Below are 23,796 nucleotides of genomic sequence, written 5' to 3' on the forward strand. Positions count from 1 at the left end.
CTCGCCCTCGGGGGTGATCGCCGTCCTGCGCCCGCCGCTGTCGCTCGTGGCCCTCCGACGCACCGCCCCGAGCTCGCACCCGACCCTGACGACCGTTCCGATCACGCCAGTTGCGGACAGATCATCGATTTCCGATACGGCCCGGTGTTCCCCAGACTGCTGTCATGGCAACACCGTCCCATTCGCCACGATCCCGGAGACACCGCCATGCCACGCGTACTCCTCGTCGAAGACGACCCCTCCGTGCGCGAGGGCGTCGAGATCGGGCTGCGCCGGCGCGGGCACGAAGTCCTCGCCGCCGCGACCGGCGAGGCCGGTCTCAAGGCACTGCGTGCGTTCCGCCCCGATCTCCTGCTGCTCGACCTGATGCTGCCCGCCATGAGCGGCGTCGAGGTGTGCCGCCGGGTGCGTGCGGCCGGCCAGTTGCCGATCATCATGCTGACCGCGCGCGGTGACGACACCGACATCGTCGTCGGGCTGGAGGCGGGCGCGGACGACTACATCGTCAAGCCCGCCCGCAGTGAGGTCATCGAGGCTCGTATACGCGCCGTGCTGCGCCGCGTCGAAGGCCCGGTCGACGCGAGGCCCGCCGTTGAGCACCACGGTGAACTCGACATCGACCGCGCCGGTCACAGCGTCGTCAAGTCGGGCGACCAGATCGCCCTGGCGCCCTCCGAACTGAAGTTGTTGCTGCACCTGTCCGCCGTGCCGGGACAGGTCTTCAGCAGACAGCGGCTCCTGGAAGAGGTCTGGGAACACAGCTACCACAGTGACGTCCGGCTGGTGGACGCCTGTGTGCGCCGGCTGCGCGCCAAGATCGAGGACCCGTCCCGGGATCCCCGGTACATCCAGACCCTGCGGGGCTTCGGCTACCGCTTCGGTCCGCTGTGAGGATGCCCGGGGCGACCGCCGCGTTCGGGCTGCGCACCCGGCTGGTGATCGCGTTCCTGCTGGTGGCCGCTGTCAGCGCTGTCACGACCGCCGCGTTGACCTATCGGGAGGCGCGCAGCGCGGTCCTCGTGCGTGCGCAGGACACCGCCGTCGTCTCCTTCCGCGAGGAGGTCGAGCGGTTCGCCCCCGGCCTGCCCCTGGACGTGGAGTCGTTGCGGTGGGACCTCTTCGACATCGCGGCGCGCGCCAAACCGCATCCGTGGATCGTCTTCGCCGAGTACGGCTCGTTGCGCGTCTCCTCAGGTGACAGGTCCGTCTCCGGTGTGCTGACCGCGGAGCTTCGCCGCACCGCGCTCACTTCGCCGCACGGCAGCTTCGAGCGGGTCGTCAAGGACGGGAGCGCGTATCTGACGATCGCCATGCCGGTGATGACCCGGGTCGTCGCCGGCGGCGGCGCGGTGCCGAGCGGCCTGGTCCTCTTCGCCGTGATGCCCATGACGAACGAGGAGGTGGACATCGACGCCCTGGTGACCGCTGCCCGCGACGGCGCGCTGCCGGGGCTGGCCGTGGCCCTGGTGCCCGCGCTGCTCTCGGCGCGCAGCGTGCTGCGCCCCGTCCGTGAACTGCGGCGTGCCGCACACTCCATGGGCGGCGGGCAGCTCGACACACGTATCCCCGTACATGGCCGGGACGAGTTGGCCGACCTGGCCAGGACGTTCAACGAGTCGGCGGCCCGCCTCGAACGCTCGGTGCAGGAGTTGCGGGACGCCGGGGCACGGGCCCGGCGCTTCGCCTCGGACGTCTCGCACGAGTTGCGCACCCCACTCGCCGGTATGCTCGCCGTCACGGACGTGCTGGACGAGGACGCCGCGGCACTCGCCCCGGACACCGCGCGGGCGGTGCGCCTGATCAGCGCCGAGACCGGCAATCTGGCCGTACTGGTGGAGGATCTGATGGAGATCTCCCGCTTCGACGCCCGCGCGGCGGAGCTCAACGCCGACGAGGTGGACGCGGCGGAGGCCGTGCGCAGCACCCTGTCCGGCAGGCAGTGGCTCGGCCGGGTCCGCGGGGAGCTGCCCGACGGCTTCCGGATACGCCTGGACCCGCGTCGCTTCGACGTCATCGTGGCCAACCTGGTCGGCAACGCCCTGCGCCACGGTGCCGAACCGGTCACCGTGCGGCTGTCGGCACACAAGGGTGCGCTGATCACCGAGGTGCACGACAGCGGCCCCGGGATCGCACCGGACGCGCTGCCGCATATCTTCGACCGTTTCTACAAGGCGGACACCGCACGTTCCCGCTCGTCGGGCAGCGGCCTCGGGCTGGCGATCACGGAGGAGAACGTACGGCTGCACGGCGGCACGATCCGCGCGGAGAACCCGCCCGGCGGCGGAGCGCTGTTCACGGTGGAACTCCCCTTCGACGGGCCCGCGTCCGGGAGCGACGCGCCGGCCGGTCCGTCGCCCGCACACCGTGCGGGGCCGAGGGACAGCGGAGACCGGACGGGGGCCACCGCGTGAGGGAGCCGGCGCCGCGTGGGCGTCGAGCACATGGGCGTCGAGCGGTCCGGCTCGCCGCGCTGCTGGTGCTCGCCGCGGGCCCGCTGATGGGCTGCGGTGTCCGGGAGACGGCCGTGATCGAGGCCGGGAGACCGGCTGTCGCCGATCTGCTTCCCCCGCGCGAGGGACGCGTGCTGTTGTTCTTCTTCTCCCCCGCCAACGAACTGCTGCCCGTGCCACGGACCGTCGAGGCGCCGTGGCGAAGCGGCAACGCGGGCTCCGAGCCGCACGGACAGGACGAGCCGCACGGACAGGACGGCTCCGGCGGGTCGCTCCCGGCCAGTGAGGGGACGGGCGAGTCCCTCTCGCCGCTCGCGGCCGTCACCGCCCTGCTCGCCGGACCGGACAAGGCCGAACGACGGGCCGGGCTGCGCAATGCTCCCTCGATGCCCGGCGCGGCATCCGCCGCGGAACGGATCGTGACGGGTGGCCCCGCCGTCGAGGTCGAACTGCGCCTGCGGGTGAAACGGCTGACCGCCCCCGCCCGCGACCAGATCGTCTGCACGGCCGCGTACGCGGCGCACGCGCAGGGGGCCGTGTCCGTAAGACTCGTCGGGCAGGACGGGCGCCTCGCCCCGGCCGACTGCCCCGTTCGCCCGGTCGAGGTGCCGGCGCGCTGAGCCGTGACCGAAGGCGTGCGGACGGCCGGACACCGGTCCGGCACGAAAAGGGAGCGGTCCGCCGGAACTTCCGTTCCGGCGGACCGCTCCCCCTCGACTCACCCGGGGCCGTGCCCTGCCCGTCGGGGTCTCACCCGATCGCGCGACGCCCAAGGGTTCCGGCCCCGTGATGCCTCACTTGCCGAAGAAGGCGTGGTGGATCGTGACGGTCGACCGGTTGCCGTCCTTGTCGGTGACAACGGCCTTCAGCGAGATCGCCTTGTCCTTCGCCGGGGCGCGGACCTCGATCCTGTCCGCCGTGACCGGGGTGGGCAGCCACGTCGTGCCGTCGTACGACACCAGGACCCGAAGGGTCTTCAGGTTGGCACCGGCCGCCGCGCCCTGCACCTTGACGGGGACGGTCAGCCTGCTGCCCGCCGGAGCGGTGGAGTCCAGCGCGAGCTGCGGCAGGAAACGGACCGTGGAGACCGGGAGCACGGTCGGGCTCTCGGTGCGGGCCGAGTGGAAGGTCCACGAGGCGTCGATCCGGGTCCCGGTGCGGTTGAACTTCGGGTTCCGGTGGATCGTGGTCGACACCGTGTACGCGGCGGAATCCGACGGCAGGGTGAAGGGCTCCTGGTCGATGGCGGCGTCCTTCTGCACGTACAGCTCGCCATTGCGGTGGATGGTGGTGCTCGCACCGGAGTACTCGGCGAACCCGGAATGGCCCGCCCCATCACTGACCAGCGGGAACGCGCCGAAGATGTCGTCGCCGTCGCGGACGATCCCCTCGTCCGCGTTCATCCGCGGTCCCATGACACCGATGTTGTAGTCCTCGGTGTAGGTCTTCCCCGCGGTGAACCGCTGCGGCCCGCCGAGCTCGTACGCCGAGTCGAAGCCGCGGTAACCCGTCGCGTCCTTCTCGCCGAGTACACCCGCGACGATGTTCCAGGCGGCCCCGTCGGCCGTGGACAGATACACATTCCGCGTTCCCGGTGCCGACTGCACGGCGAAGGGAGCGTCGAAGCCGCCACCCCAGTCCAGTAGGCCGTGCGCCGCGAGGGCACCGTCAAGGCCGGGTACGGACGACCCGATCTTCGCCTTCACCAGGGCCATGTCCTTGGCCGTGTAGGTCTTGCTGTAGCCGGTGGCCAGCTCCTGGACCGGGCCGCCGGTGAGGACGTTGTATTCGGTGGTGCCCCGCGCCCAGTTGGCGGACCACTGCTGGGCGAGGGAACCGTCGTCCATCTTGGGACCCTGGTACGCGGTGCGGACGTTGTCGAAGCTGCTGAAATCGGCCCCCTCGATGATGTAGGTCTCGGGTGTGCTCAGGGTGTTCATCATTCCGGCGCGCGTGGGGCGTGCGGCCGCGTCCGGCACCTTGAAGGTCACCGGCCGGGTGGTCCGGGCGTCGAGGGTGACCGTGGTGGGACCGGTCACCGAGAGCTGCGGATTGTTGATCAGATCGGCGCCCTTGTGCGGGGCCGCGGGGTCGACCAGCATGTTGGCGGCGAGGCTGTAGGTACCGCGCGGCAGCCGGACCGTGGTGGAGCCCGACGACAGGTCCGGGAAGAACCGCCGGCCTGCGGCGGACTCGCGGTAGCCCTTCAGGTCGGCCTGCCAGCCGGTGCTGGGCTCGCCGTCCCGTCCGATGGTCTTGAAGGTGACGTCGTACGACTCGCTCTCGCGCTCCGCGGCTGCCGCGGTGCGCACGGTCTGGCCGCCCCCGGACGCGACGACCGTGGCCGAGTACGAGCCGTCGACCGTACCGCCGAGGCGGGTGTCGGCCGTCAGGTCCACGGAGGCGGTGCCGCCCGCCGGGACCGTGACCCGCTGCGCTCCGAGGGTGAAGAACCCGGCCGCCGCGGGCTTTCCGTCCCCGCCGGTGGGTTCCGCCAACGACAGGTCGAGGGTCACGTCGGCGGTGCCGTTGTTCCGGTACGTCACCTGCTTGGTGACGGGGGTGTCGTCGGTGTGCGGCCACGGCTGGGTGCCCAGGCTGACGGATCCCGGTTCGGAGACGAGCGTCTGGTCGATCGCCTTGTCGACGGCGAGCCGGCCCGAGCCCTGCTGGAAGACCGACTGGGAGCTGCCCTTGGCCGATCCGGTCAGGACCGCCTTGATCTGTGCGCCCGTCCAGGTGGGGTTCTTCTGCTTGAGGATCGCCGCTGCGCCCGCGACGTGCGGGGTCGCCATCGACGTGCCGTCCATGCTGATGTATCCGGGAGGGTTCTGTCCCGCGGTGCCCGCCGCCGCGGCCGCCGTGATCCCCACGCCCGGCGCGGTGATGTCGGGCTTGACGGCGCCGTCCCCGGTGCGGGGCCCGACGCTGGAGAAGTCGGCGATCAGGTCGTTGTCGTCGACGGCGCCGACGGTCAGGGCCGCGTCGGCGCTGCCCGGCGATGCGACCGTGCCCTGTCCCGGGCCACTGTTGCCCGCGGCTACCGCGAACAGGATGCCCTTCTCCGCGGAGATCTTGTTGACCTGGGCTTCCATCGGGTCGATCCCGACGGTGTCGGGGCTGCCCAGGCTCATGCTGATGATGTCGGCGCCCTGGGCGACGGCCCAGTCGACCCCCGCGATGATGCTGGAGTCGTCGCCGATGCCCCGGTCGTCCAGCACCTTGGCGTTGATCAACCGGGCCCCGGGCGCAACGCCCTTGAACCGCGGGTCCTTCGCGCCCGTACCGGCCGCGGTGGAGGCCACGTGCGTGCCGTGACCGACATGGTCCTTGGCGTCCGCGGAGCCGCTGAAGTTCCGCTCCGCCACCACCTTGCCCGCCAGATCCGGGTGGGTGGCGTCGATTCCGGTGTCCACGACAGCGATCTTCACACCCGTGCCGTCGTACGAGCGGGCCCAGGCGGCCGGGGCACCGATCTGACCGGTGCTGCGGTCGAGCGTCGCCTTGCGTACGCCGTCCAGCCAGATCCGCGAGATGCCGGAGGCCGTGGCCGCCGAACCGTCGCTCCGCTGACGGGTCAGGGCGTCCCACAGCGCGCCCGTGCTGTCGGTGGTGGCTGTGGTGACGGCATCGGCGTCGAGGGCCGACAGGGTCCGGCGGACGGTGGTGCCGTCGGAGGAACGCACCTCGGCGCGGGCGGACTCGGCCGCCGATCCCCGGTAGCCGACGATCACCTTGAGTCCGGCCCGGTTGGCCTTGCGGCTCTCCGGCTTGGCGAGTGCGGTGATGTCGAACAGCCGCTGGTCCAGCGTGCCGTCGGCGATCAGCCGGCGGGCGTCACGCGGCACCACATAGGTACGGCCCTCGTAGGTCTGGGTGAAGAAGGGTATGTCCTCCCGCCCCTTCGCCCGCTGGATTCCGCCTGCCCGGCCGCGGGAGTCCACGAGGACCCGGTCCCCGGTGATCAGGGTGACGGTGTGCTGAGTCCGGCCCGCTGCCCCCAACTCCTTGGCCGCAACCGGGGATTCCGTATCCAGACCGCTGATCTTCGCCGATGCCGGGCCGGTCATGCCCGCCGTGAGGGCGACGGCCGCAGCGATGACGGCACACGCCTTCTTTGATTGTCTACGCAAGATTGCCCCTGCTCAGGAGTGAATCGGGCGGGCGAAGGCCCAGCCCGCACGGGGCGCATTCGGATACGTGTACGACCCCGGATTTCTGAAGTATGCCGGGGTCGCTCGGACGCACTCAATGATCGTTGTGTAACAGCCGCTCGGAGTGATCGGGCTTACCCGGAAGGGGTGTTCGGCCCCGGATTCCCGGCACACGCGGCCACTTGGGCGTGTGGATCCACGGGCGGACGGCACTCGGCCGTGTCCCCGCACAGCCGGACCTCGCCCGCTTCCTGGACATCGGAATGCCCCACGCCACGGCCCCGTGCCTCCCCCGGGCCCGACCGGATCAGTCGGCCGTGCCCGGCTTGGTGCCCCAGATGTACAGCGCGTCATCGATGTCCAGCAGGTCCCACAGGGCCGCCGCGTCCGCGAGCCGCAGGTTCACACAGCCCGCCGAACCGCCCCCGTCGAACAGACCGTCGGGGCGCCCGTGCAGGGCCTGGCCGCCGTCGAAGAACTGCGAGTAAGGCATGGGCGCGTTGTTGTAGATCGTGGAGACGTGGTCGCGGTCGCGCCAGTAGACGGCGTGCCAGCCGGTCCGGGTCTCCTCGTCGTCGCGCCCGGTGCGGATCGGTACGGGGTCGAAGACCACGTTCTTGCCGGTCTGGACCCACAGGAGCTGACGGTCGAGGTCGACGCAGGTGACGCGGTAGGAGCGCTGGGGGCAGTCACCGGCGGCGTTGGGGTCGGCGCCTGCCTTGACGGCCGTCATCGTCCGGTACGTGACGAGGTTGGCGTAACCGTCGGCGGGGGTGATCGACCGGGAACGCTGGAAGGTACGGATCGCCGCGCAGTCCTCGGGGGACTGCGCACCGTCGACGGTCCGCTCCAGGTACTCCTCCATGGGCCGCTGATAGGGGCCGGTGGCGGCGGTGCACGCCTCCGCCCCGGCCGCGGCCGCCGCCGTCCCGGGCAGCGCTGCCGTCAGTCCCGCGCCCACCACGGCCAGCACCGCGATCCGCCGCCGCACCGCACCGCACCGAAGCCCCGCCCGTACGCCCCTCCCCCGTACCGCTGCCGCCCGGTCGCCTCCTGCGGACGGCCCTCCCGTACGTCCGCTGGTATCCGCAGACCTCATGCCGACCTCCGCGTCTCGTGCGGCACAGCTCCCGGCGACGTGTGACCACCGGCGCTCACCGGGCGACCGTCGCCCCTGCCACCCCACAGCTATCAGGAGCGGCCCGTCCGCGCCGCGCGGAGTATGCCGAACCGGTGAGGCCCCCGGGACGGCACACGGGGAACGCGGCCGTCCGGGGGCCTCACCGGTTTCGGGGAGGGAAATGGGTCACTTGTACTTGCCGGGCTCCCCCCGCTTGTTCGCGACCTTGACCGTCACGGTCTCACCGGCGTTCTGCTCGGTGATCACGTACGGGCCGTTCACCGGGTTCTCCGGCAGGACGTAACCCTCGGGTACGGCTGTTTCCAGCAGGTAGTACGTCCCGAGCGGCAGTTCGTCGAAGACGCAGGATCCGACGGTGTCCGTGGAGCAGCCAGGACCGGTGCGGGTGTCCGGCGGCACGGTGCCGTCCGGGCGGGTCTGGAGACCCGCGACCCCGTTGGACTCGCGCCACAGCTCGAAGACGGCCCCGGCGAGCGGCTTGCCGTTCTTCGCGTCGGTCTTGGCGACCTCGATGGTCGACTCCTCGGTCGGCACCGATGTCCTGGTGTTCACCGCGGTGACGGTGACACCGTCGGGTGCGTTCGCGTCGGTGAGTACCAGCGGGCCGAACACCGCGGGGTCGGGCAGGTCGTACCCGGCGGGTGCGGCCGTCTCCCGCCAGTAGTACGTACCGGTCTCGACGGTCCTGGTGCACCGACCGTCGGCACCGGTGGTGCAGGAGGTGCCGACCTGGGTGTCGGGAGTCCCACCGGTGGTCTGGAGACCGGCCACCCCGTTGGTCTCCTCCCACAGCTCGAACACCGCGCCGGGCAGCGCCTCACCCGTCGCCGCGTCCTGCTTGACGACCGTCACGGAGCCCGGGACGGGCGTCCTGTCGTCCTCGACGGTGATACTGACGCCGTCCGGAACCTGTGCCTGGGTCAGCGTCAGGGGCCCGAAGACCGTCTGCGCGGGCAGCTCGTAGCCGGGCGGGGCCGCGGTCTCGCGCCAGTAGTACGTACCGAGGTCCACCGTCCTGGAGCACTCGCCGTCGGCACCGGTGGTGCAGGAGGTGCCGACCTGGGTGTCGGGAGTCCCACCGGTGGTCTGGAGGCCGGCCACCCCGTTGGTCTCCTCCCACAGCTCGAAGACCGCGCCGGGCAGCACGTCACCGGTCGCCGAGTCCTTCTTGACGACCGTCACCGGGGCCTGGGGCGTCGGGGCCGAGCAGTCCGGCAGGTCGCCGTCGAACGGGTAGGCGTGGAATTCCTGGCCGCCGCCCCCACTGGCGGAGCTGGTGTGGGTGAGGGAACCGGTAGTGAAGAAACGGCCGTTGACACCCGGCAGGGAGACGGTCGCCTCCGAGGCGGGGTTGCCGATCAGGACGCTGCCCTGGAACTGACCGGTTCCGGCCAGGTTCACCGTCGTGGCGTCCGGGAAGTTCCACAGCAGCCGCGGGCGGAGCTGGTTGAGCGGGTCGGTGTCCGCGATGCCACCGCTGAAGGTGCTGAGCGTGCGGGAGGTCCCGAGGACGTTCACCAGGACGGTGGCGCCCGCGGGAATGTTCTGGAAGACGAGGCCCTGCTGGGCACCGGTGCTCGTGGTCATGTCGAAGTCGACGTTGAAGACCTGGAGGGCCGAGGTGTTGTCGCCGGTGAAGAGGGTCTGGCCGCCCTGGTTGACAGCGGTGCCGGTGGCGGGCCGCGGTCCGGCATCCGTGCGCGCGTAGCACTGGCTCGCGGTGGTGAGCAGGCCGGGAAGCTGCGCGTACGGTGCGGCGGCGTCCGGGTCGGCGGTGACCGTGCCCTCGATGGTGCCCGTGGCGGTCCCCGCGTGCCGGACGACCCCGCCCTCGGCGAGCAGACGCTGACCGGCGGCCACGGAGACGTTGCCGCCCGTGGTGAGGAAGTCCGCGCCGTCCGGCGGGGGGACCCGTGAGCCGACGCCCACGATGCCGACGTTGTAGATCGCGCTGCCCGCGGCGCTCTTGTTCTGGTCGAAGTCGCCCAGGACGACGAGGCGGCCCTCGGCCTCGGCGGCGCGTTCGCGGACCCGGTAGTCGCCGCCCGTGAAGATGTTGATGCCGTTGTCGCGGCCCATGATCGGGCCGTTGCTGACGGGCGGGTACGGATCCGGGCAGTCGCCCGGGACGCAGGGACCGAGGCCGCCGGGGAGGGGCGCTGCCAGGGCCGGTGTAGCCGCGGCACCGAGGGCGATGACGGGGGCCGACGCGGCGGCGACCATGTACGCGAGTCCGGTGGCCCAGGCTCGGGTGCGTGGGCGTCCGGTGGGCCCCCGGCCGGATAGCTGGGTGAGGAGTTTCATATGTGGCGTTGTCGCACGCGCGCGGGGGATGACCCGTGCGGGACACTCGCTCCGAGCCGTTTGCCGCACGACAGATCACCCGACCGGGCCGGTGGCGCCCGGACGGAGACGGGGCGAACCCGTGGAGCGGGACGCGGCACTCGAAGCCTCCCGGACCATGAGCCTGAAGGGTCCGGCCGCTGTCGCGCCAGGTGCGTCACGGCTGCTGGCGGGTGATGCGGGTCGCAGGAGCGACCGGGTGATCCGTTCGCGCCATTGCCCGACGAGGACGGGATCGGCCCGTGACGCTCGTAGGTGGCCGGGCGGCGCTCAGTCGGAGGCGCCCCTGAAGAAGTCGATCAGGCCGAACGGTGCGCGGTCGCCGAGGCAGAGGTCCAGGATTTCGTGGGCGTCCGCGTAGAAGGATTCGCTGCGCGGGAACAGCGCCTCCTCGTAGACGGCGAGTGCCGCCTCGATGTCGTCGGGGTGAGCGGCGATCGCCCTGCCGAGTTCGGCCCCGTCGAGCATGGCCAGGTTCGCGCCGTCGCCGGACGGCGGCATCAGATGTGCGGCATCGCCGAGGAGCGTCACCCCGGGCACCCGGTCCCACCGGTGTCCGTCCGGGAGCGTGTGGATCATACGCGCGACCGGTGCGGTCCCGCCCTCGGTGATCAGCGCGGTGAGGTGCGGGGCCCACCCGTCGAACTCGGCCGCGACCTGCGCGCTCGCGGTGGCGGGGTCGGTGAGGTCGATGCCGGCGATCCACTCGGCGGAACGGTTCAGCTCGATGTACGTGTGGAGGATGTTCCCCGCCTCGCGGTGCGCGACGATCCCCTTCCCCGGGGTCAGCGCGTACATCGCGCCATCGCCGACCGCCTCGGCCGTCGCGGAGTGCCGCTCGTCCACGTCGTAGAGGTAGGTCTCGATGAATGTCGTGCCGATGTACTCGGGCTCCGCATCGGAAAGCAGCGGCCTGATCTTCGACCAGGCACCGTCGGCGCCGACGAGGAGGCCGCTGGTCACGGTCGAGCCGTCGGCGAAGGCCAGCTCGTGCCGGCCGTCGCCGACGGGCCGGACACCGGTGACCTTGCGTCCCCACCGGACCACGCCGTCGGGCAGGGAGCCGAGCAGGATCCGGCGCAGATCTCCGCGCAGCACCTCGGGGCGCCCCTGCGTCCCGTCGGCGGGGTCGTCGAGCAGCACCGCGCCGTTCCGGTCGAGCATGCGCAACGCCTCGGCGCCCTCGTGGATGATCGCGCGGAACTCGTCGGTGAGGCCCGCCTCCGCGAGCGCACGCTGCCCGTCGTCCTCGTGGATGTCGAGCTGGCCGCCCTGCGTACGGGCCTCCGCCGAGGGGTCCGCCTCATAGACCGTGGCGGGAATGCCGTGGACGTGGAGCACACGGGCGAGGGTGAGGCCGCCGAGGCCCGCACCGACGATCGTGATGGGTGTCGCCATGATGGTCCTTTCGCAAACTGATTAGAACGCCGTTCCACAACCACTTTGGAACGGCGATCCATCTATGTCAAAATCGTGCTCATGGCTACCAAGTCGCGGCGGACCGATCGGCGCACGGACGCGCTCTCGAAGGAGCGGATCGTCGGGGCCGCGATCGAGATCCTCGACTCCGAGGGCGAGAGCGCTCTGACCTTCCGGGCACTCACGGCGCGCCTGGCCACCGGGAGCGGGGCGATCTACTACCACGTCGCCAACAAGGGCGACCTGCTCGCGGCGACCACGAACTCCGTCATCGCGCGTGCCATGACCGAGGTGGTCAGCGTCGCGGAGCCCCGGGAGGCGATCCGTGCCATCGCCCTCGGGGTGTTCGACGCGATCGACGCACATCCCTGGGTGGGCGCCCAGCTCTCCCGTGAGCCGTGGCACTCCGCGATGCTGCAGATCTTCGAAAGCGTCGGCGAGCAGCTCCAGGCGCTGGGCGTCCCCGAACGGGCGCAGTTCGACTGCGCGTCCGCGCTCGTGAACTACATCCTCGGCCTCGCGGGGCAGTACGCCGCGGGCGCCCGCCTCCAGGCCCCCGAGACGGATCGGTCGGCCTTCCTCGCGGTCTTCGCCGCGGAGTGGGCGCAGCTCGCCCCGGCGGAGTACCCGTTCATGCGTCAGGTGGCGACGCAGCTGCGTGATCACGACGACCGCGAGCAGTTCCTCGCCGGCATCGACCTCATACTGACCGGCATCGCATCCGTCCGGTAGTCCGGTGGACGGTTCCCGGCCCCGGGGCCGGTGGGGTCCCACGCGTCGGAGGTGTCGGCACCCCGGTAGCCGGTGAGGTCCCGCAGCAGCCACCAGCAGAAGCCGTCATCCGTCGAAGCCCTGTGCGCCGACGGCGCCCCGCACGAATCGCCGCAGGTGCGCACGGACGGCGTCGGGCTGCTCCAACCAGGGTTCGTGTCCTGCGCCCTCGATCCGTGTCAGCGGTACAGCGAGACGGAGCGCGAGCGATTCGAGTGCCGCCAGAGGGCGGGGATCGCCGCGTCCACCGAGGAGCTCCGCCCGTGCGGGCAAACATGCGCGCAGCTCGGCCAGGCGCTCGTCGAGCGGGTCCGCGCGCCCTGCCCTGCCGAGTTCGGCGTTCATGGCCCAGTTGACCGGGCGACGCCGCCGGGCGCCCTGGGCTGCCCAGTGCCACCCGCGTTCGAGATCGGCGTGGTCGGCGAACCAGGCCAGCGTGAGCAGTTCGACTTCCTGCTCCTCCGTGCGGTGCGACAACTCCTCCAGCTCACGGAGTCGCGCCTGCTGCACCACGGACATGCGACGGCCGCGCTCCGCCTGTTCCCCCGTACGCCAGTCACCGACGAAGGGTCCGCACATCAGGAGCACTGCGGCAACCCGGTCCGAGTGCGCCAGGCAGAACCGGCTCGCCAGATCGGTGCCGTAGGAGTGCCCGATCAACACGGCCTCGGGCACGTCCCATGCGTCGAGCAGCCCGGCGAGATCCTCGACATGCCGGGCAAGGGAATGAGGGCCCCGCCACGGGGACTGTCCCGTACCACGCTGGTCATACCGGTACACCGGGGCAAGGTCCGCGACCATGGGGGCGACATCGCCCAGATAGTCCGGCAGACCCGGACCGCCATGCAGCATGACCACAGCCGGCCTCCGGGTCGTATCCCCCGACGCCACCCAGCGCAACCGCGCCCCGTCGGTCATCGGCACAAGGCCCTGCGCCTCCATCGAAGTCACCTCGGCAAACCTACCGGTCCTGCCGAGGGCCCGCCGAGAGCTGACGAACCCACCCGCCGCCGATGCCGGGTGGGGTGCCGGCCCCGAGGGGGCTACTCGTCGGCCGGCCGGGAAGAAGGCGCACCGCTCCGCTGCGGGCGGCCGATGGTCACGGCACCGCTGAAGCCGGAGACAACCGACATCGTGTCCAGCGATCGATCGGCAACGGGCAGCAGATGGGCATCGACCCAGGTGTCCCCCGTTGCCGCGTTGGCCCACGGGTCATCGACGACCACGGCGCCGGGCACGACGCCGTGACAGAGCACCCAGTGCGGTACGTCGAACCCTTGCATCCCGGCCAGCGAGACCAGGAGCAGCACATGCTCCCGTCGGCCGACCGCGGAGCGGATCGCGGCCGTGGAGAGACGGTGCGGGGCGATCGGTACGCCGATCCGTCCGGCGTCCGTACGCGACATGCGCTGGAGGTGCGCACGCCACTCCTGCTCGCTCTGCGAAAGGTGGTCGAGCAGGACGGGCCGGTCCACGTCGAGGTGGACCTCGACGGGGGACGACGGCCAGGCCCGGCGTACGGCAACGCCCAGTCCCACGGGCTCGCACGCGGGGAAGTTGGTCGCGTCGCGCCACAGCGTCAGCTCCGCCCGGCGGTCGAACTCCTCCCGCGACAGCACCCCCGCATGCGCCTGGGCGACCAGGGCGGTGACGGCGCCGCACGTGAAGTGCGTGGTCTGCCCGTAGTACGGAGGCTCGGTCACCGTGCTGTCGTGCAGCCAGCGAACGTAACCGGCCGCGGGCCCCGCAACGTCCTCCGGTCGCGCGAGCGGAGGGCTCAGCGCGGCGAAACCGGCGGCAGCGGCGTCCTCGGGGCCGGCCGTCCATCCTTCCCACTTGACCTGCGCGAGCTCCCGGCCGCGTGCGTGGGCGACGACGGCCGCGACGGCTGCCGGGATGTCACCGATGGCGTCGACGATCTTCAGATAGGCCGTGTGCGGGCGTGCCGTCACGAGCGCGGCAGCGGTCCAGTCCTCGCCGTCCTCACCCGGAACGGCCACGATGCGGGGGGCGTGGGCGGTGCGGTCGACGGCGTGCCAGCGCTCCAGCACCTCAGGGTGTCCGAGTCGTCTCAGCGGGGTCGGCGAGCTACCGGCCTCGAACGGGACGACGAGGGGATTCACGGGCGTTTTCTGCTGGGACGTCATTCCGGTACTCCTGGTGGATCTGAGAGGGAGGGGCGTGGCCCCGCGCCCGGGGGCCGGTGGCAGGCCGGTCGGCGCGGGACGCTGCCGCCCGGTGTCATGCGCGGGACTGCCGGAGCACCCAGATGAAGTACGGAGCACCGACCAGAGCGATCATGAGGCCCGCCGGCATCTGGGCGGGCGCGACGAGCGTGCGGCCGAGGGCGTCGGCCACGCACACCAGCAATCCGCCGAGCAGCATCGCGACCGGAATCGCGCGGCCGTGCCGGGCGCCCACCAATGACCGGGCGAGATGCGGGGCGACGAGACCCACGAAGCCGACGACGCCGACGGCGATCACGCTGAGCGCGGCGAGCACCGCGGCGATCGCCAGCGCGGCGAAGCGGGTGCGTTCGACCCTGACGCCGACGATGCGCGGGGTGTCCTCGTCGACGGCGAGCAGGTCGAGCCGGCCCCGCATGGCGAACAGCACGGGAAGCGCGAGCGCCAGGGCCACCGCGACCGGTACGACGTCGGGCAGCGTGCGGCCGTAGGTCGTGCCGGAGAGCCAGGTGAAGATCCGGGGCGTGTTGTACGGGTCGGCGCGCAGCAGGAGGAAGGTGGTGATGGAGCTGAGGCCGTACCCGCACCCGATGCCGATCAGTACGAACCGGTCGGGCAGGAAGCCGCCGCGCCAGGCCAGCAGGGCGATCAGCCCGAAGGTGGCGAGCCCCGCCGCGACCGCGACCGCGATGAGCACGGGCCGACCGCCCGACAGGCCGGAGGTGACCACGCTCGCCGCGCCCAGCCCGGCGCCCGCCGTGATGCCGAGCACCCCCGGCTCCGCCAGCGGGTTGCGTACCGCGCCCTGCACGACACATCCGGCCAGTCCGAGCGCCGCGCCGGCGAGGACCGCGGCCGTCACCCGGGGCACCCGGTCGTCGAGCGCCTGGCCGATCAGGTCCGGGGCGGCGCCGCGGAACCACAGCGTGATGTCCCCCGTCCGCAGCCAGAGGCTGCCCGCCAGGACTGCCACCAGGACCGCCCCGGCCAGGAGTGTCACCACAGCGAACACGACGAGGAGGAACCCGCGGCGTGAGCGTGCGGCGACCCGTGAGGGCGGTGGCTGCCGGAGCCGGCCCGTGTCGCGCAGGCGCAGCGCGAGGACCACGATCACGACGGAGCCGAGCAGCGCGGTCGGCACGCCGGTGGGAATGGAGGCGGCCCCGTCCGCCCCCTGCACCGCGCGCAGGGACGCGTCCGCGAGCAGGATGAGCAGCGCGCCGAACAGCCCGGCCGCGGGCACCAGGAAGAGGTGCCGGCGCAACGCCCGGACGCGTCCCGCGATCAGGCGGGCCAGGACGGGGGCACCGAGGCCGACGAAGGAGATCGGGCCCGCGAGGGTCACCGCCGTACTGGTCAGAAGTACCGCGCAGATCACGGCTGTCACGCGGGTGGTCCGGACCGGCACACCGAGGGTGGACGCGGCGTCGTCACCCAGGTTCATCACGTCGAGCCGCCGGGACAGCACCAGGGCGACGCACAGCACCACGGCCACGAGAGGGAAGGCGCGTGCCGCGGCGTCGATGTTCAGCTGTGCGAGCGAACCGCTCCCCCAGGCGAAGAGCCCGGTCGTGTTCTGGTTGAACAGGATGAGGAGCATCCCGGTCGCCGCGTCCAGGGCCATGGCCGTCGCCGATCCGGCGAGGATGAGGCGGGTGCCCGCGGTGCCCGCCGCCCGGCCCGCGAGGAGCAGCACGAGCGCCGCCGCGACCAGGCCGCCGGTGAAGGCGACGGCCCCCGACGCCCACAGCGGAACGGCGAGGCCGAAGGCGGCGACGAGTGTGAGTGTGAGGTAGGCCCCGGCCGTGACCGCGAGGGTGTCGGGGGAGGCCAGGGCGTTGTGCGTGACGGACTGGAGCAGCGCACCGGCGGTGCCGAGGGCGAAGCCCACCGCGACGCCCGCGAGCAGGCGCGGCAGGCGTGAGCCGGTGAGGATCTCACCGACCGGTGCGTCACCGGTGCTTTCCCGGTTCCCGGCGAGATGGCGCACCAGGTCGCCGACGCCGACGCCGGACGTCCCCTGCGTCAGGTGCCACATGCCCACCAGCGCGGTCACGACGAGAAGGAGTGCCAGGACGGCCACGCCCTGGGGGCCGCCACCGCGCTCGGCGCGCGGCAGCGTTCCCCCTGCGGATTTCACTGTCTGCGGTGTGCTCACTTCTTGTCGAGTACGTCGACGTACGCGTCGATCGCCTGCTCGCAGGAGCGCGGACCGCCTGCGCCCCATACCCGCGACGGGAAGGCGTGCGCACGGCCTTCCTTCACGGCCGGGATGGTCTTCCAGATCGGGTTCTTGGCCAGCGCCGCGACGTACCCGCCGGCTCCTTCGTCATTGGCGTAGAAGAGGTTGGCGTTCCCCACGGCGGTGAGTCCCTCGACATCGGTCTGCGCGAGGCCGTAGGCGGCATCGACGCCGCCGTCCCCGTGCGCCTTGTTGATGTCCTTGGTCCATGCGGGCTTCATACCGAGCTCTTTGCCTATCTCGGTGAACAGGGCGCCGTCACTGTAGGGGCGGACGGTCAGGTTGCCCCCCTGGAGCCAGCCGTCGAAGAACAGGAAGTCCTTCGTCGGCAGGTCGGCGTCGGTGACCCGCTTCTTCGCCGTGGCCAGGTGCTGGTCGAATTCCTTGAGCACCTGGTCGGCACGCTCGGTGCGCCCCGTCGCCTTGCCGATCATGCTGAACACTTCCTGCATGTTGCCGATCGGGTCGGCCGGGTTCGCACCCCGTGTGGCCATCACGGGGACCCCTCGCTTCTCCAGCTTCGCGATGGTCTCGTCGTCGGCGTCGAAGGCCTCGACGACGATGAGGTCGGGCTTGGCCGCGTAGAGGGTGTCGAGGTCGGGCTCCTCACGGGTGCCGATGTCCGTCACCCCGCCGGGCAGCTTCTCCGCGCTGACCCAGGTGCGGTACCCCTTCGCGTCGGAGACGGCGGTGGGGGTGACACACAGGGTCAGCGCGTCCTCGATCTGCTGCCATTCCAGGACCGCGATCCGTTCGGCGGGCTTGTCGAGCTTCACCTGCCGGCCGACGCCGTCCTTGAAGGAGACGGGCTTCGTCGAGGTGGCCGTGGTGTCCTCGGCACAGCTCTTCGACGCGGGCGACGCGCTGGTGCCGCCGGCCTCGGTTTTGTCGACATCGGTCGTGCCGCAGGCCGTTGCGGCGAGGAGGACGAGCCCGGTGGAGGCTGACGCCGCCAGGCGATGGGCACGGTTCATGAAGGGTCCTGCTTTCTTGGGTTCGTTCGCGATGCGTTGGGGGGCGGATGTCCTGCTTCAGGAGGAGTGCCGCCCGAGCGGGTCGATACGGAGACGGCCCGTGCGGGGGTCGGTAGCGACCTCGACACGGATGTCGTAGACCTCGCCGATGTTCTCGGCGGTGAGGACGTCGGCAGGCGCGCCCGCCGCGTGCACCCGGCCGGAGCGCATCAGGACCAGCGTGTCCGCGACACGGGATGCCTGGTCCAGGTCGTGCAGCACGACCCCGACCGCGATGCCGTGCTCCTCGACGAGATCGCGTATCAGGTCGAGCGTCTCGATCTGGTAGCGCAGGTCCAGGTGATTGGTCGGTTCGTCCAGCAGCACGACGCCGGTGTCCTGGGCCAGACAGGCCGCGAGCCAGACACGCTGCATCTCCCCGCCGGAGAGTTCCCCGACCGGCCGGGCGGCCATGTCCCGTACGCCGGTGATGCCCATGGCGTGGTCGATGGCGGTCCGGTCCTCGGCGGTCTGTCCGCCGAAGCCGGTCCGGTAGGGGTGGCGTCCGAACGACACGACCTCCGTCACCGTCAGCCCTTGGGGCGCGGGCCTCGACTGGGAGAAGAGGGTGACCTCGCGGGCGAACCGGCGGGGACTGAGCAGGGCCGCGTCACGCTCGGACTGCCCGTCGCGGGGGCCGAGCGTCACCCGGCCGCCCTCCACTCGGTGCAGTCGGGAGAGCGCTCGCAGCAGCGTGGACTTCCCGCTGCCGTTCGGTCCCACCAGGGCGGTCGCGCGGCCGGGTTCCAGGGCGATGGAGACACCGTGGACGACGGGCTTGCCGCTGTACCGCAGCACCAGGTCGTGCCCGTTGAGAGCGGCAGCCGGCGCGGCGCGGCCGACCGCGGGGCGGCCGGCGTGCCGGAAGGGGCTTGTGAACATCGAGGGGTCCGGACGGTCGGAGGGGCAAGGACTGCGGCACCCTCCGTCCGGCCTTCACCGGCCGGGCCGCGGCTCACCCACGCACGGAGAGAGCACCGTTCGCGGCGAGCACCAACTAAGGGTCACCTAACTCCGTGAAGGTTATATTCCGCTTGCCGAGTCGACAATCAGGAGTTCTGGACACGCGATACGGGATTCCGGACATTCCCGTGACTGCCGTCGGCCGCGCCGAAGAACGCGCCCGGCGTGGTTCCCATGACCCGCCGGAAGGCCGCGATGAAGGAACTGGGCTGCGCGTAGCCGAGTGTCTCCGAAACCGTCATCACATCGAAGCCTTCGGAGAGGAGCGTCAGCGCCCGGTGCACACGCAGCATCTGCCGCCACCGCGCGAAGGAGAGACCCGTCGTGTGACGGAACGCACGGGTGACGGTGCGGTCGCTGATCCCCAGCGACTGTGCCCACTCCTCCAGCGAGCGGCCGTCGGCGGGATCGTCCAGCAGCGCCTCGGCGATCATGTCGATCCGGTCGTCACCGGGCAGCTGCAGAGCGAACTGGCGCTCCGACGGCTGGATCACATCGAACACGACCGACTCCGCCCGCGCCCTGGCCTCCGCGTCAAGATCCTCGCGGGACAGATGGGTCAGCAGCGACTCGAGCAGCGGCGTCATCGTGATCGCTTTCGGTTCCCCGAAAGCGAACGGCGTGCGGTCGGGAGCGAAGAAGGCGTCATGGAACTCCGCACCGGCCGTCGCTCTGCCCCCGTGCACCACTCCGGCGGGCATCCACAGACCGCACCCCTCGAACACGGTGAAGACGCGGTCCTCCACCCGGGACGTCAGCGTTCCCCCGCGTACCCAGACGAGCTCGTGCAGGGCATGCGCATGCGGCGCCCACTCCGTGGGAACGCGGGGAACCCGGACCCCGGCGACGATGGCGAAAGGGGCTGCCTCCCCCTCCGGAAGCGCCGCCACCCGGCGCAGGGCGGTACCCGTCTCGCGCCGCCACATCCCGGGGGTCGCCTCACCACAGGACGATCGGACCATGGGGCCGAGTCTATCCAGGGCCCCCGCACCGGCACCGGCGCCCCGGGCCGCGAGGGGCCGCCGGACGGGCTGGACGCCCCCTGGAGCAGGACCACGCTGCCCGAGCCCTGCCAGGGCCCAGGTAATCCCTGGACGCCCCCTGGAGCAGGACCACGGCCCGCCCGTCGGCTCCGTCCTGGATCTCCCTGTGGGGGCACCCGCGTGGAGCGGCTTCAGACCCGGGGCCCCGCCGCCGTCAGGGCGCCCTTGACCTCTCGCAGCACGCGGGCCGCGTCCTCGGGGTCGTTCACCACATCGGTGTGGTTCATGTCGACGACGAGCACGTCGCTGGCCGAGTAGTGCGTGTGCACCCAGTCGTCGTAGCCGGACCACAGCGTCCGGTAGTACTCGACGAGGCTCTCGTCCTGCTCGAAATCGCGGCCCCGCAGCCCGATGCGATGCAGCACCGTCTCGAAGTCCGCCTTGAGGTAGACCATGAGATCGGGTGCCTTGCGGTACGGCAGGCCGTCGATCTCGCGCATCATCTCGTCGAGCAGCCCCTCGTACACCCGCATCTCGAGGGAGCTGATCCGCCCCAGGTCGTGATTGACCTTGGCGAAGTACCAGTCCTCGTAGATGGACCGGTCGAGGACGCTGTCGTCCTGCTTGTACGCCTCCTTGATCGAGGCGAACCGTGTCTGCAGGAAGTACAGCTGGAGCAGGAAGGGGTAACGATTCGCCTGGATCTCCTCGGGGCTCGCCGTGTAGAAGAGCGGGAGGATCGGGTTGTCTTCCACGCTCTCGTAGAAGACTTCACTGCCCAGCTCCTTGGCGAGCAGCTCGGCCACGCTCGTCTTGCCGATCCCGATCATGCCTCCGACGCAGATCACCGGCATACCTCGCTTCTCCCTGGGGGCTTCTGTTCACGGGCGGGGGCTGGACACCCCCACCACCGGGACGCGGGTCGGCGGCCACCCGACTCCCCAAGATCTTCATGATCGGCGTCATCCAGGTCCCGGCCGGACCGAGGTCCCGACGCGCACCGCGCTCCTACGGCCGGACGAACCGTTCCGCAGGTGTCGCGTACCGCGAGGAGCCATCGCCCCGCGGCCGCCCTGAAGCATAAATGACGACTCGCCCCACGCAGGCCGGAGCACCGGCGCCCGCCTCCCCCGGCGAGGGCGGGACGCCCCGGAGCGGTGGCGATCCGGACGGCGCGCGGCAGCGCGTTGTCGATCCCGCGCACCACCCGCGGAGCCGATGTGACCGGACGGAGGCTCCGGTGCGGGCAGGGTGTGCCCGGCCTGTCCCGTCGCGGGCACAGCCTCTCCGGGCCACGGCTGACACCCTGGGGCCGGGCCGGCAGGAGCCGGGCCCGGTCGCGACCACCGGGAGCAGCGTCGTGATGGCCTTCCCGGCGGAGCCGACCCGACTGAACACCCCCTACGGAGCCGCGGTGACCATGGAACCCTCGACATACCCCGGACCCGACGTACGTCTGGCACGCCTCGCGAGCGCGGTCGGGCTCCCGGCCGAGTGGCCCCCGACCGGGGAGTACCTCGACGGTCTCGCGGAGCGGACCGGTCTGCGTACCCACGACCTCCTGCTCGTCGCGGACCTTCCCGTGCCCGGGACCGCGTGGCTCTTCGACGAGTCGGCCGGCGCGTCCAGTTCCCTGGTGCGGCACTCCCTTGCCCTGCCCGCACCCGCTCGGCAAGTGCTGCGCACCCGTGCACGCTCCATGACCGCTCCGGTGGGCACGCTCACTCCTTCTCGGCCCCGCGTGCACGCGCACTACCCGCCGGGCTTCGGCTCGCTCCTTCTGCGGATGCTCGCGCTCCGTAACCTGAATTGGTCGGGGACGGCCAAGGTGATGTGTCTGATGTCCGGTGTCTGCAAGGCGGCTTCGACCATCGGCGCGGTGGGGCGGGGCGCCAAGGCGCTCGATGCGGAGACGCTCGACGGCTTCGCCGCGACGCTCGGCGTGCCGGTCGCCGTGCTCGCCGGGCTGACCGGCATCCGCCCGTCGGCGGAGAGCCGCGCACTCATCCCTGAGGTGGTCGACACGGCCGCGCTGGTCTGGGAGATCCGGCACCTGACCCAGGACCAGGAAGGCCGGCTCACCGAGTACGCGGAGGTATTGAACAGGGAGTGAAGCCGTCCGGTGGGACGGCCCGCCCGCGCCGCGCGGGCGGGCGGCACCGCACACAGGTCCAGCCGGACGTCCGGAGCCCGGCCACGCGGCGGCCGTTGCCCCAGGGCCGTCCGAGGCCGGACGGGCCCGATGCCGGGTGCGGCCCCGGTGCGGGGCCGCACCCGGACCGGGGTCAGGCGCCCCAGCGCAGGGCGATGGTGTCACCCACGTTGATCACTCTGTTGCGGGCGGCGGCGGCGAAGGCGGAGCCGTCGACACCGGCCTTCCAGGTGTTGGAGCCGCTGTTGGCCTTGCCGTTGATGCCGGTGAGGGTGCCGGTGCCCGACGAGGGGGTCACGCTCGTGACGCATCCCGACGGGGTGGCCCCGCTGCCCGCGGCGTCGAGGACGTCACCGAGGGTGGTGGTGGTAGCGGTGGGTGTGAAGGCCACCGAGCAGACCTTCAGGTTTCCCGCGCCGTCGTCGACGGTGAGGGCCAACGTGGTGGCGGTGCCCGCGGTGAAGGCGGGCTGGGCGACCCACTGCGGGGCTCCAGGGGTGACCGGGACCGGAGGGGCAGTCGTGAAACCGCCGCCGACGACGCCACGCAGAGCGTCGATGGAGGAGTAGGCGGAGGGGCCGGTGTCGGCCGGCTGGTACTTGAAGCCGCCCGCCGGGTTGTACTGGTTGGCGATCAGGAAGTCGACCGGGGTCTTGCCGCTCGACGTCAGGAAGTCTCCGGTCTGCGGGTTGATGCCGCAGGCGTTCAGGCCCGCGACGCCCCACCCGTTGGAGCTGGTGTTGACCCCGTACAGGGAGTTGAAGGCACCGGTGCCCGCGATCAGCTTGCCCTTGAGGAAGTTCTTCGCCCGCACCACGTCCGCGTCCGTGTTCGGCACGCCGGAGACGCACAGGGCAGCCATCGCGGAGCCGGTCATGTCGACGTCGCCGGGAGCGTTCAGGGCAGTGGGGTCGCCCTCGGCCTTGCTGTAGGTCCAGCCGCCGTCGACGTGCTGGTTGGCGCGGATGCGCGTGACCATCGAGTCGGTGAGCGCCTGCGGGATACGGTTCGCGCCGCCCTGGGTCTTGGCACCACGCAGCGCGAGTGCCGCGAAGACGGTCCCGTTGAAGTTGGCGGACGGGCCGAAGTACCCGGCCTCGGCGGTCTGCCAGTGCGCGTAGACGTTCGCGACGAGGTTCCGCGAGGCCGACACCCGGGCGGGGTCGATACCGGCCGCGTACGCGTTCAGGGTGCCGCGCTCGTAGTCGGTGACCACCGGGGCGCCGGACGGCCAGCCCGCCGTGGACAGCAGGTTCCGGTAGACGGTCCGGGCGTTCTTCGTGGTGTCGCCGCCGGGGTAGACGTCGACGACCGCGGTGCCGGCGGCGGCGAACGTGCTGAAGGCCCATTCGTTGGACAGGCCGGAACCGGCGTACGAACCGTCGGCCGCCTGGAGCGACTTGAGGTAGGCGACACCGTTCGCCCTGGACGTGGCGATCTGCGCGGGAGACGAGGTCGCGAAGGCGGGCAGCGCGGTGAGAGCGAACGCGCTCAGGGCTGCGGGCACCGCGAGCGCGAGGCGGCGGGAGATACGGGGACGGGACATGTCCTGCTCCTGGAATCGGCGGACCCCGGCTGCTCCCGCGCAGGCCGCACGTCACCGCCGTAGGGGCACGGCAGAGCCTGGTCGGAGGGCCGTGGTCCGGAACGCGTGGTACGGCTTCCTGTACTGCATCGCCGTCTGGGCATTCGGGCTCGGAAACGGCCCCCGCCGTCCCACACCGCTGCGCGTCAGCTCCGGCATCTCACCGGATTCCCCCAAGTGGCAGCCCAGGACGCTACCCGAGTGGTCGAGGGACCGCCAGCCATCCGGACCGGAACGCGGACCGCACGCATCCGGGGCCGGTCCGCCGGGTCCTGTGCCACCTTGACGCGTCCATGGAATCCGTGTTGCACTCCGGCTGATAACTGCTCAACTCCAGGGGAAGCCGGTCGAATTCCGGCGCTGACCCGCAACCGTAGGCCCGGGCTCGTCCCGG

17 protein-coding genes and 1 riboswitch are annotated in these 23,796 nt (G+C 71.5%); of the genes, 5 read left to right on the plus strand and 12 right to left on the minus strand.

Annotation, left to right across the window (positions count from 1 at the left end):
• The first annotated feature begins 207 nt into the window (after positions 1-207).
• The 3 genes from OG251_RS41340 (at position 208) to OG251_RS41350 (ending at position 3,070) form a co-directional block, all read left to right on the plus strand.
• Positions 208-891, plus strand: coding sequence for a response regulator transcription factor (locus tag OG251_RS41340; RefSeq protein ID WP_326682413.1), 684 nt, complete (start codon positions 208-210; stop codon positions 889-891).
• A 2-nt stretch (positions 892-893) separates the two neighbouring features.
• Entirely contained in the window at positions 894-2,411 is a 1,518-nt protein-coding gene (locus OG251_RS41345) for a HAMP domain-containing sensor histidine kinase (protein WP_326682414.1), read from the plus strand.
• 86 nt (positions 2,412-2,497) lie between these two features.
• Positions 2,498-3,070, plus strand: a complete 573-nt coding sequence (locus OG251_RS41350) for a hypothetical protein (protein WP_442818478.1) — start codon at positions 2,498-2,500, stop codon at positions 3,068-3,070.
• 174 nt (positions 3,071-3,244) lie between these two features.
• On the opposite strand, the gene OG251_RS41355 is transcribed toward OG251_RS41350, so the two are convergent.
• The 4 genes from OG251_RS41355 to OG251_RS41370 all read right to left on the minus strand — a co-directional run bounded on the left by OG251_RS41355 (position 3,245) and on the right by OG251_RS41370 (position 11,486).
• Positions 3,245-6,520, minus strand: a complete 3,276-nt coding sequence (locus OG251_RS41355) for a S8 family peptidase (protein WP_442818479.1) — start codon at positions 6,518-6,520, stop codon at positions 3,245-3,247.
• A 391-nt stretch (positions 6,521-6,911) separates the two neighbouring features.
• Positions 6,912-7,703: a L,D-transpeptidase gene (locus OG251_RS41360; RefSeq protein ID WP_326682417.1), complete on the minus strand. Its 792-nt coding sequence runs from the start codon at positions 7,701-7,703 to the stop codon at positions 6,912-6,914.
• Positions 7,704-7,910: 207 nt separating this feature from the next.
• The gene (locus OG251_RS41365; RefSeq protein ID WP_326682418.1) at positions 7,911-10,049 is read right to left on the minus strand and encodes a choice-of-anchor A family protein; all 2,139 of its coding nucleotides are present in this window, start codon (positions 10,047-10,049) and stop codon (positions 7,911-7,913) included.
• Positions 10,050-10,358: 309 nt separating this feature from the next.
• Complete coding sequence (locus tag OG251_RS41370; RefSeq protein ID WP_326682419.1) at positions 10,359-11,486, minus strand: FAD-dependent oxidoreductase; 1,128 nt, start codon at positions 11,484-11,486, stop codon at positions 10,359-10,361.
• A 72-nt stretch (positions 11,487-11,558) separates the two neighbouring features.
• On the opposite strand from OG251_RS41370, the gene OG251_RS41375 reads away from it, so the two are divergent.
• On the plus strand, positions 11,559-12,239 hold the full coding sequence (locus OG251_RS41375; RefSeq protein ID WP_326682789.1) for a TetR/AcrR family transcriptional regulator: 681 nt from the start codon (positions 11,559-11,561) through the stop codon (positions 12,237-12,239).
• Positions 12,240-12,344: 105 nt separating this feature from the next.
• On the opposite strand, the gene OG251_RS41380 is transcribed toward OG251_RS41375, so the two are convergent.
• The 7 genes from OG251_RS41380 to OG251_RS41410 all read right to left on the minus strand — a co-directional run bounded on the left by OG251_RS41380 (position 12,345) and on the right by OG251_RS41410 (position 20,519).
• Positions 12,345-13,130 carry an alpha/beta fold hydrolase gene (locus tag OG251_RS41380; RefSeq protein WP_326682790.1) on the minus strand — a complete coding sequence of 262 codons (786 nt, stop codon included), beginning with the start codon at positions 13,128-13,130 and terminating at the stop codon, positions 12,345-12,347.
• A gap of 191 nt (positions 13,131-13,321) precedes the next feature.
• Positions 13,322-14,425 (minus strand): peptidase C39 family protein, encoded by a 1,104-nt coding sequence (locus tag OG251_RS41385; protein ID WP_326682420.1) that lies wholly within the window; start codon positions 14,423-14,425, stop codon positions 13,322-13,324.
• Positions 14,426-14,519: 94 nt separating this feature from the next.
• The gene (locus OG251_RS41390) at positions 14,520-16,622 is read right to left on the minus strand and encodes an iron ABC transporter permease (RefSeq protein ID WP_326682421.1); all 2,103 of its coding nucleotides are present in this window, start codon (positions 16,620-16,622) and stop codon (positions 14,520-14,522) included.
• Positions 16,619-17,680, minus strand: coding sequence for an iron-siderophore ABC transporter substrate-binding protein (locus OG251_RS41395; protein WP_326682422.1), 1,062 nt, complete (start codon positions 17,678-17,680; stop codon positions 16,619-16,621). Before OG251_RS41395 ends, OG251_RS41390 begins: the two co-directional genes overlap by 4 nt.
• A 57-nt stretch (positions 17,681-17,737) precedes the next feature.
• Positions 17,738-18,601: an ABC transporter ATP-binding protein gene (locus tag OG251_RS41400; RefSeq protein ID WP_326682423.1), complete on the minus strand. Its 864-nt coding sequence runs from the start codon at positions 18,599-18,601 to the stop codon at positions 17,738-17,740.
• 167 nt (positions 18,602-18,768) lie between these two features.
• Complete coding sequence (locus tag OG251_RS41405) at positions 18,769-19,608, minus strand: helix-turn-helix domain-containing protein (RefSeq protein ID WP_326682791.1); 840 nt, start codon at positions 19,606-19,608, stop codon at positions 18,769-18,771.
• A 248-nt stretch (positions 19,609-19,856) separates the two neighbouring features.
• Positions 19,857-20,519 (minus strand): deoxynucleoside kinase, encoded by a 663-nt coding sequence (locus OG251_RS41410; RefSeq protein WP_326682424.1) that lies wholly within the window; start codon positions 20,517-20,519, stop codon positions 19,857-19,859.
• Between the two features lie 566 nt (positions 20,520-21,085).
• On the opposite strand from OG251_RS41410, the gene OG251_RS41415 reads away from it, so the two are divergent.
• Positions 21,086-21,778, plus strand: a complete 693-nt coding sequence (locus tag OG251_RS41415) for a hypothetical protein (RefSeq protein WP_326682425.1) — start codon at positions 21,086-21,088, stop codon at positions 21,776-21,778.
• 172 nt (positions 21,779-21,950) lie between these two features.
• On the opposite strand, the gene OG251_RS41420 is transcribed toward OG251_RS41415, so the two are convergent.
• Positions 21,951-23,363, minus strand: a complete 1,413-nt coding sequence (locus tag OG251_RS41420; protein WP_326682426.1) for a hypothetical protein — start codon at positions 23,361-23,363, stop codon at positions 21,951-21,953.
• A gap of 137 nt (positions 23,364-23,500) precedes the next feature.
• Positions 23,501-23,576: riboswitch (cobalamin riboswitch) on the minus strand.
• Positions 23,577-23,796: the final 220 nt, after the last annotated feature.

Source organism: Streptomyces sp. NBC_01237, assembly GCF_035917275.1.
GTDB lineage: Bacteria > Actinomycetota > Actinomycetes > Streptomycetales > Streptomycetaceae > Streptomyces.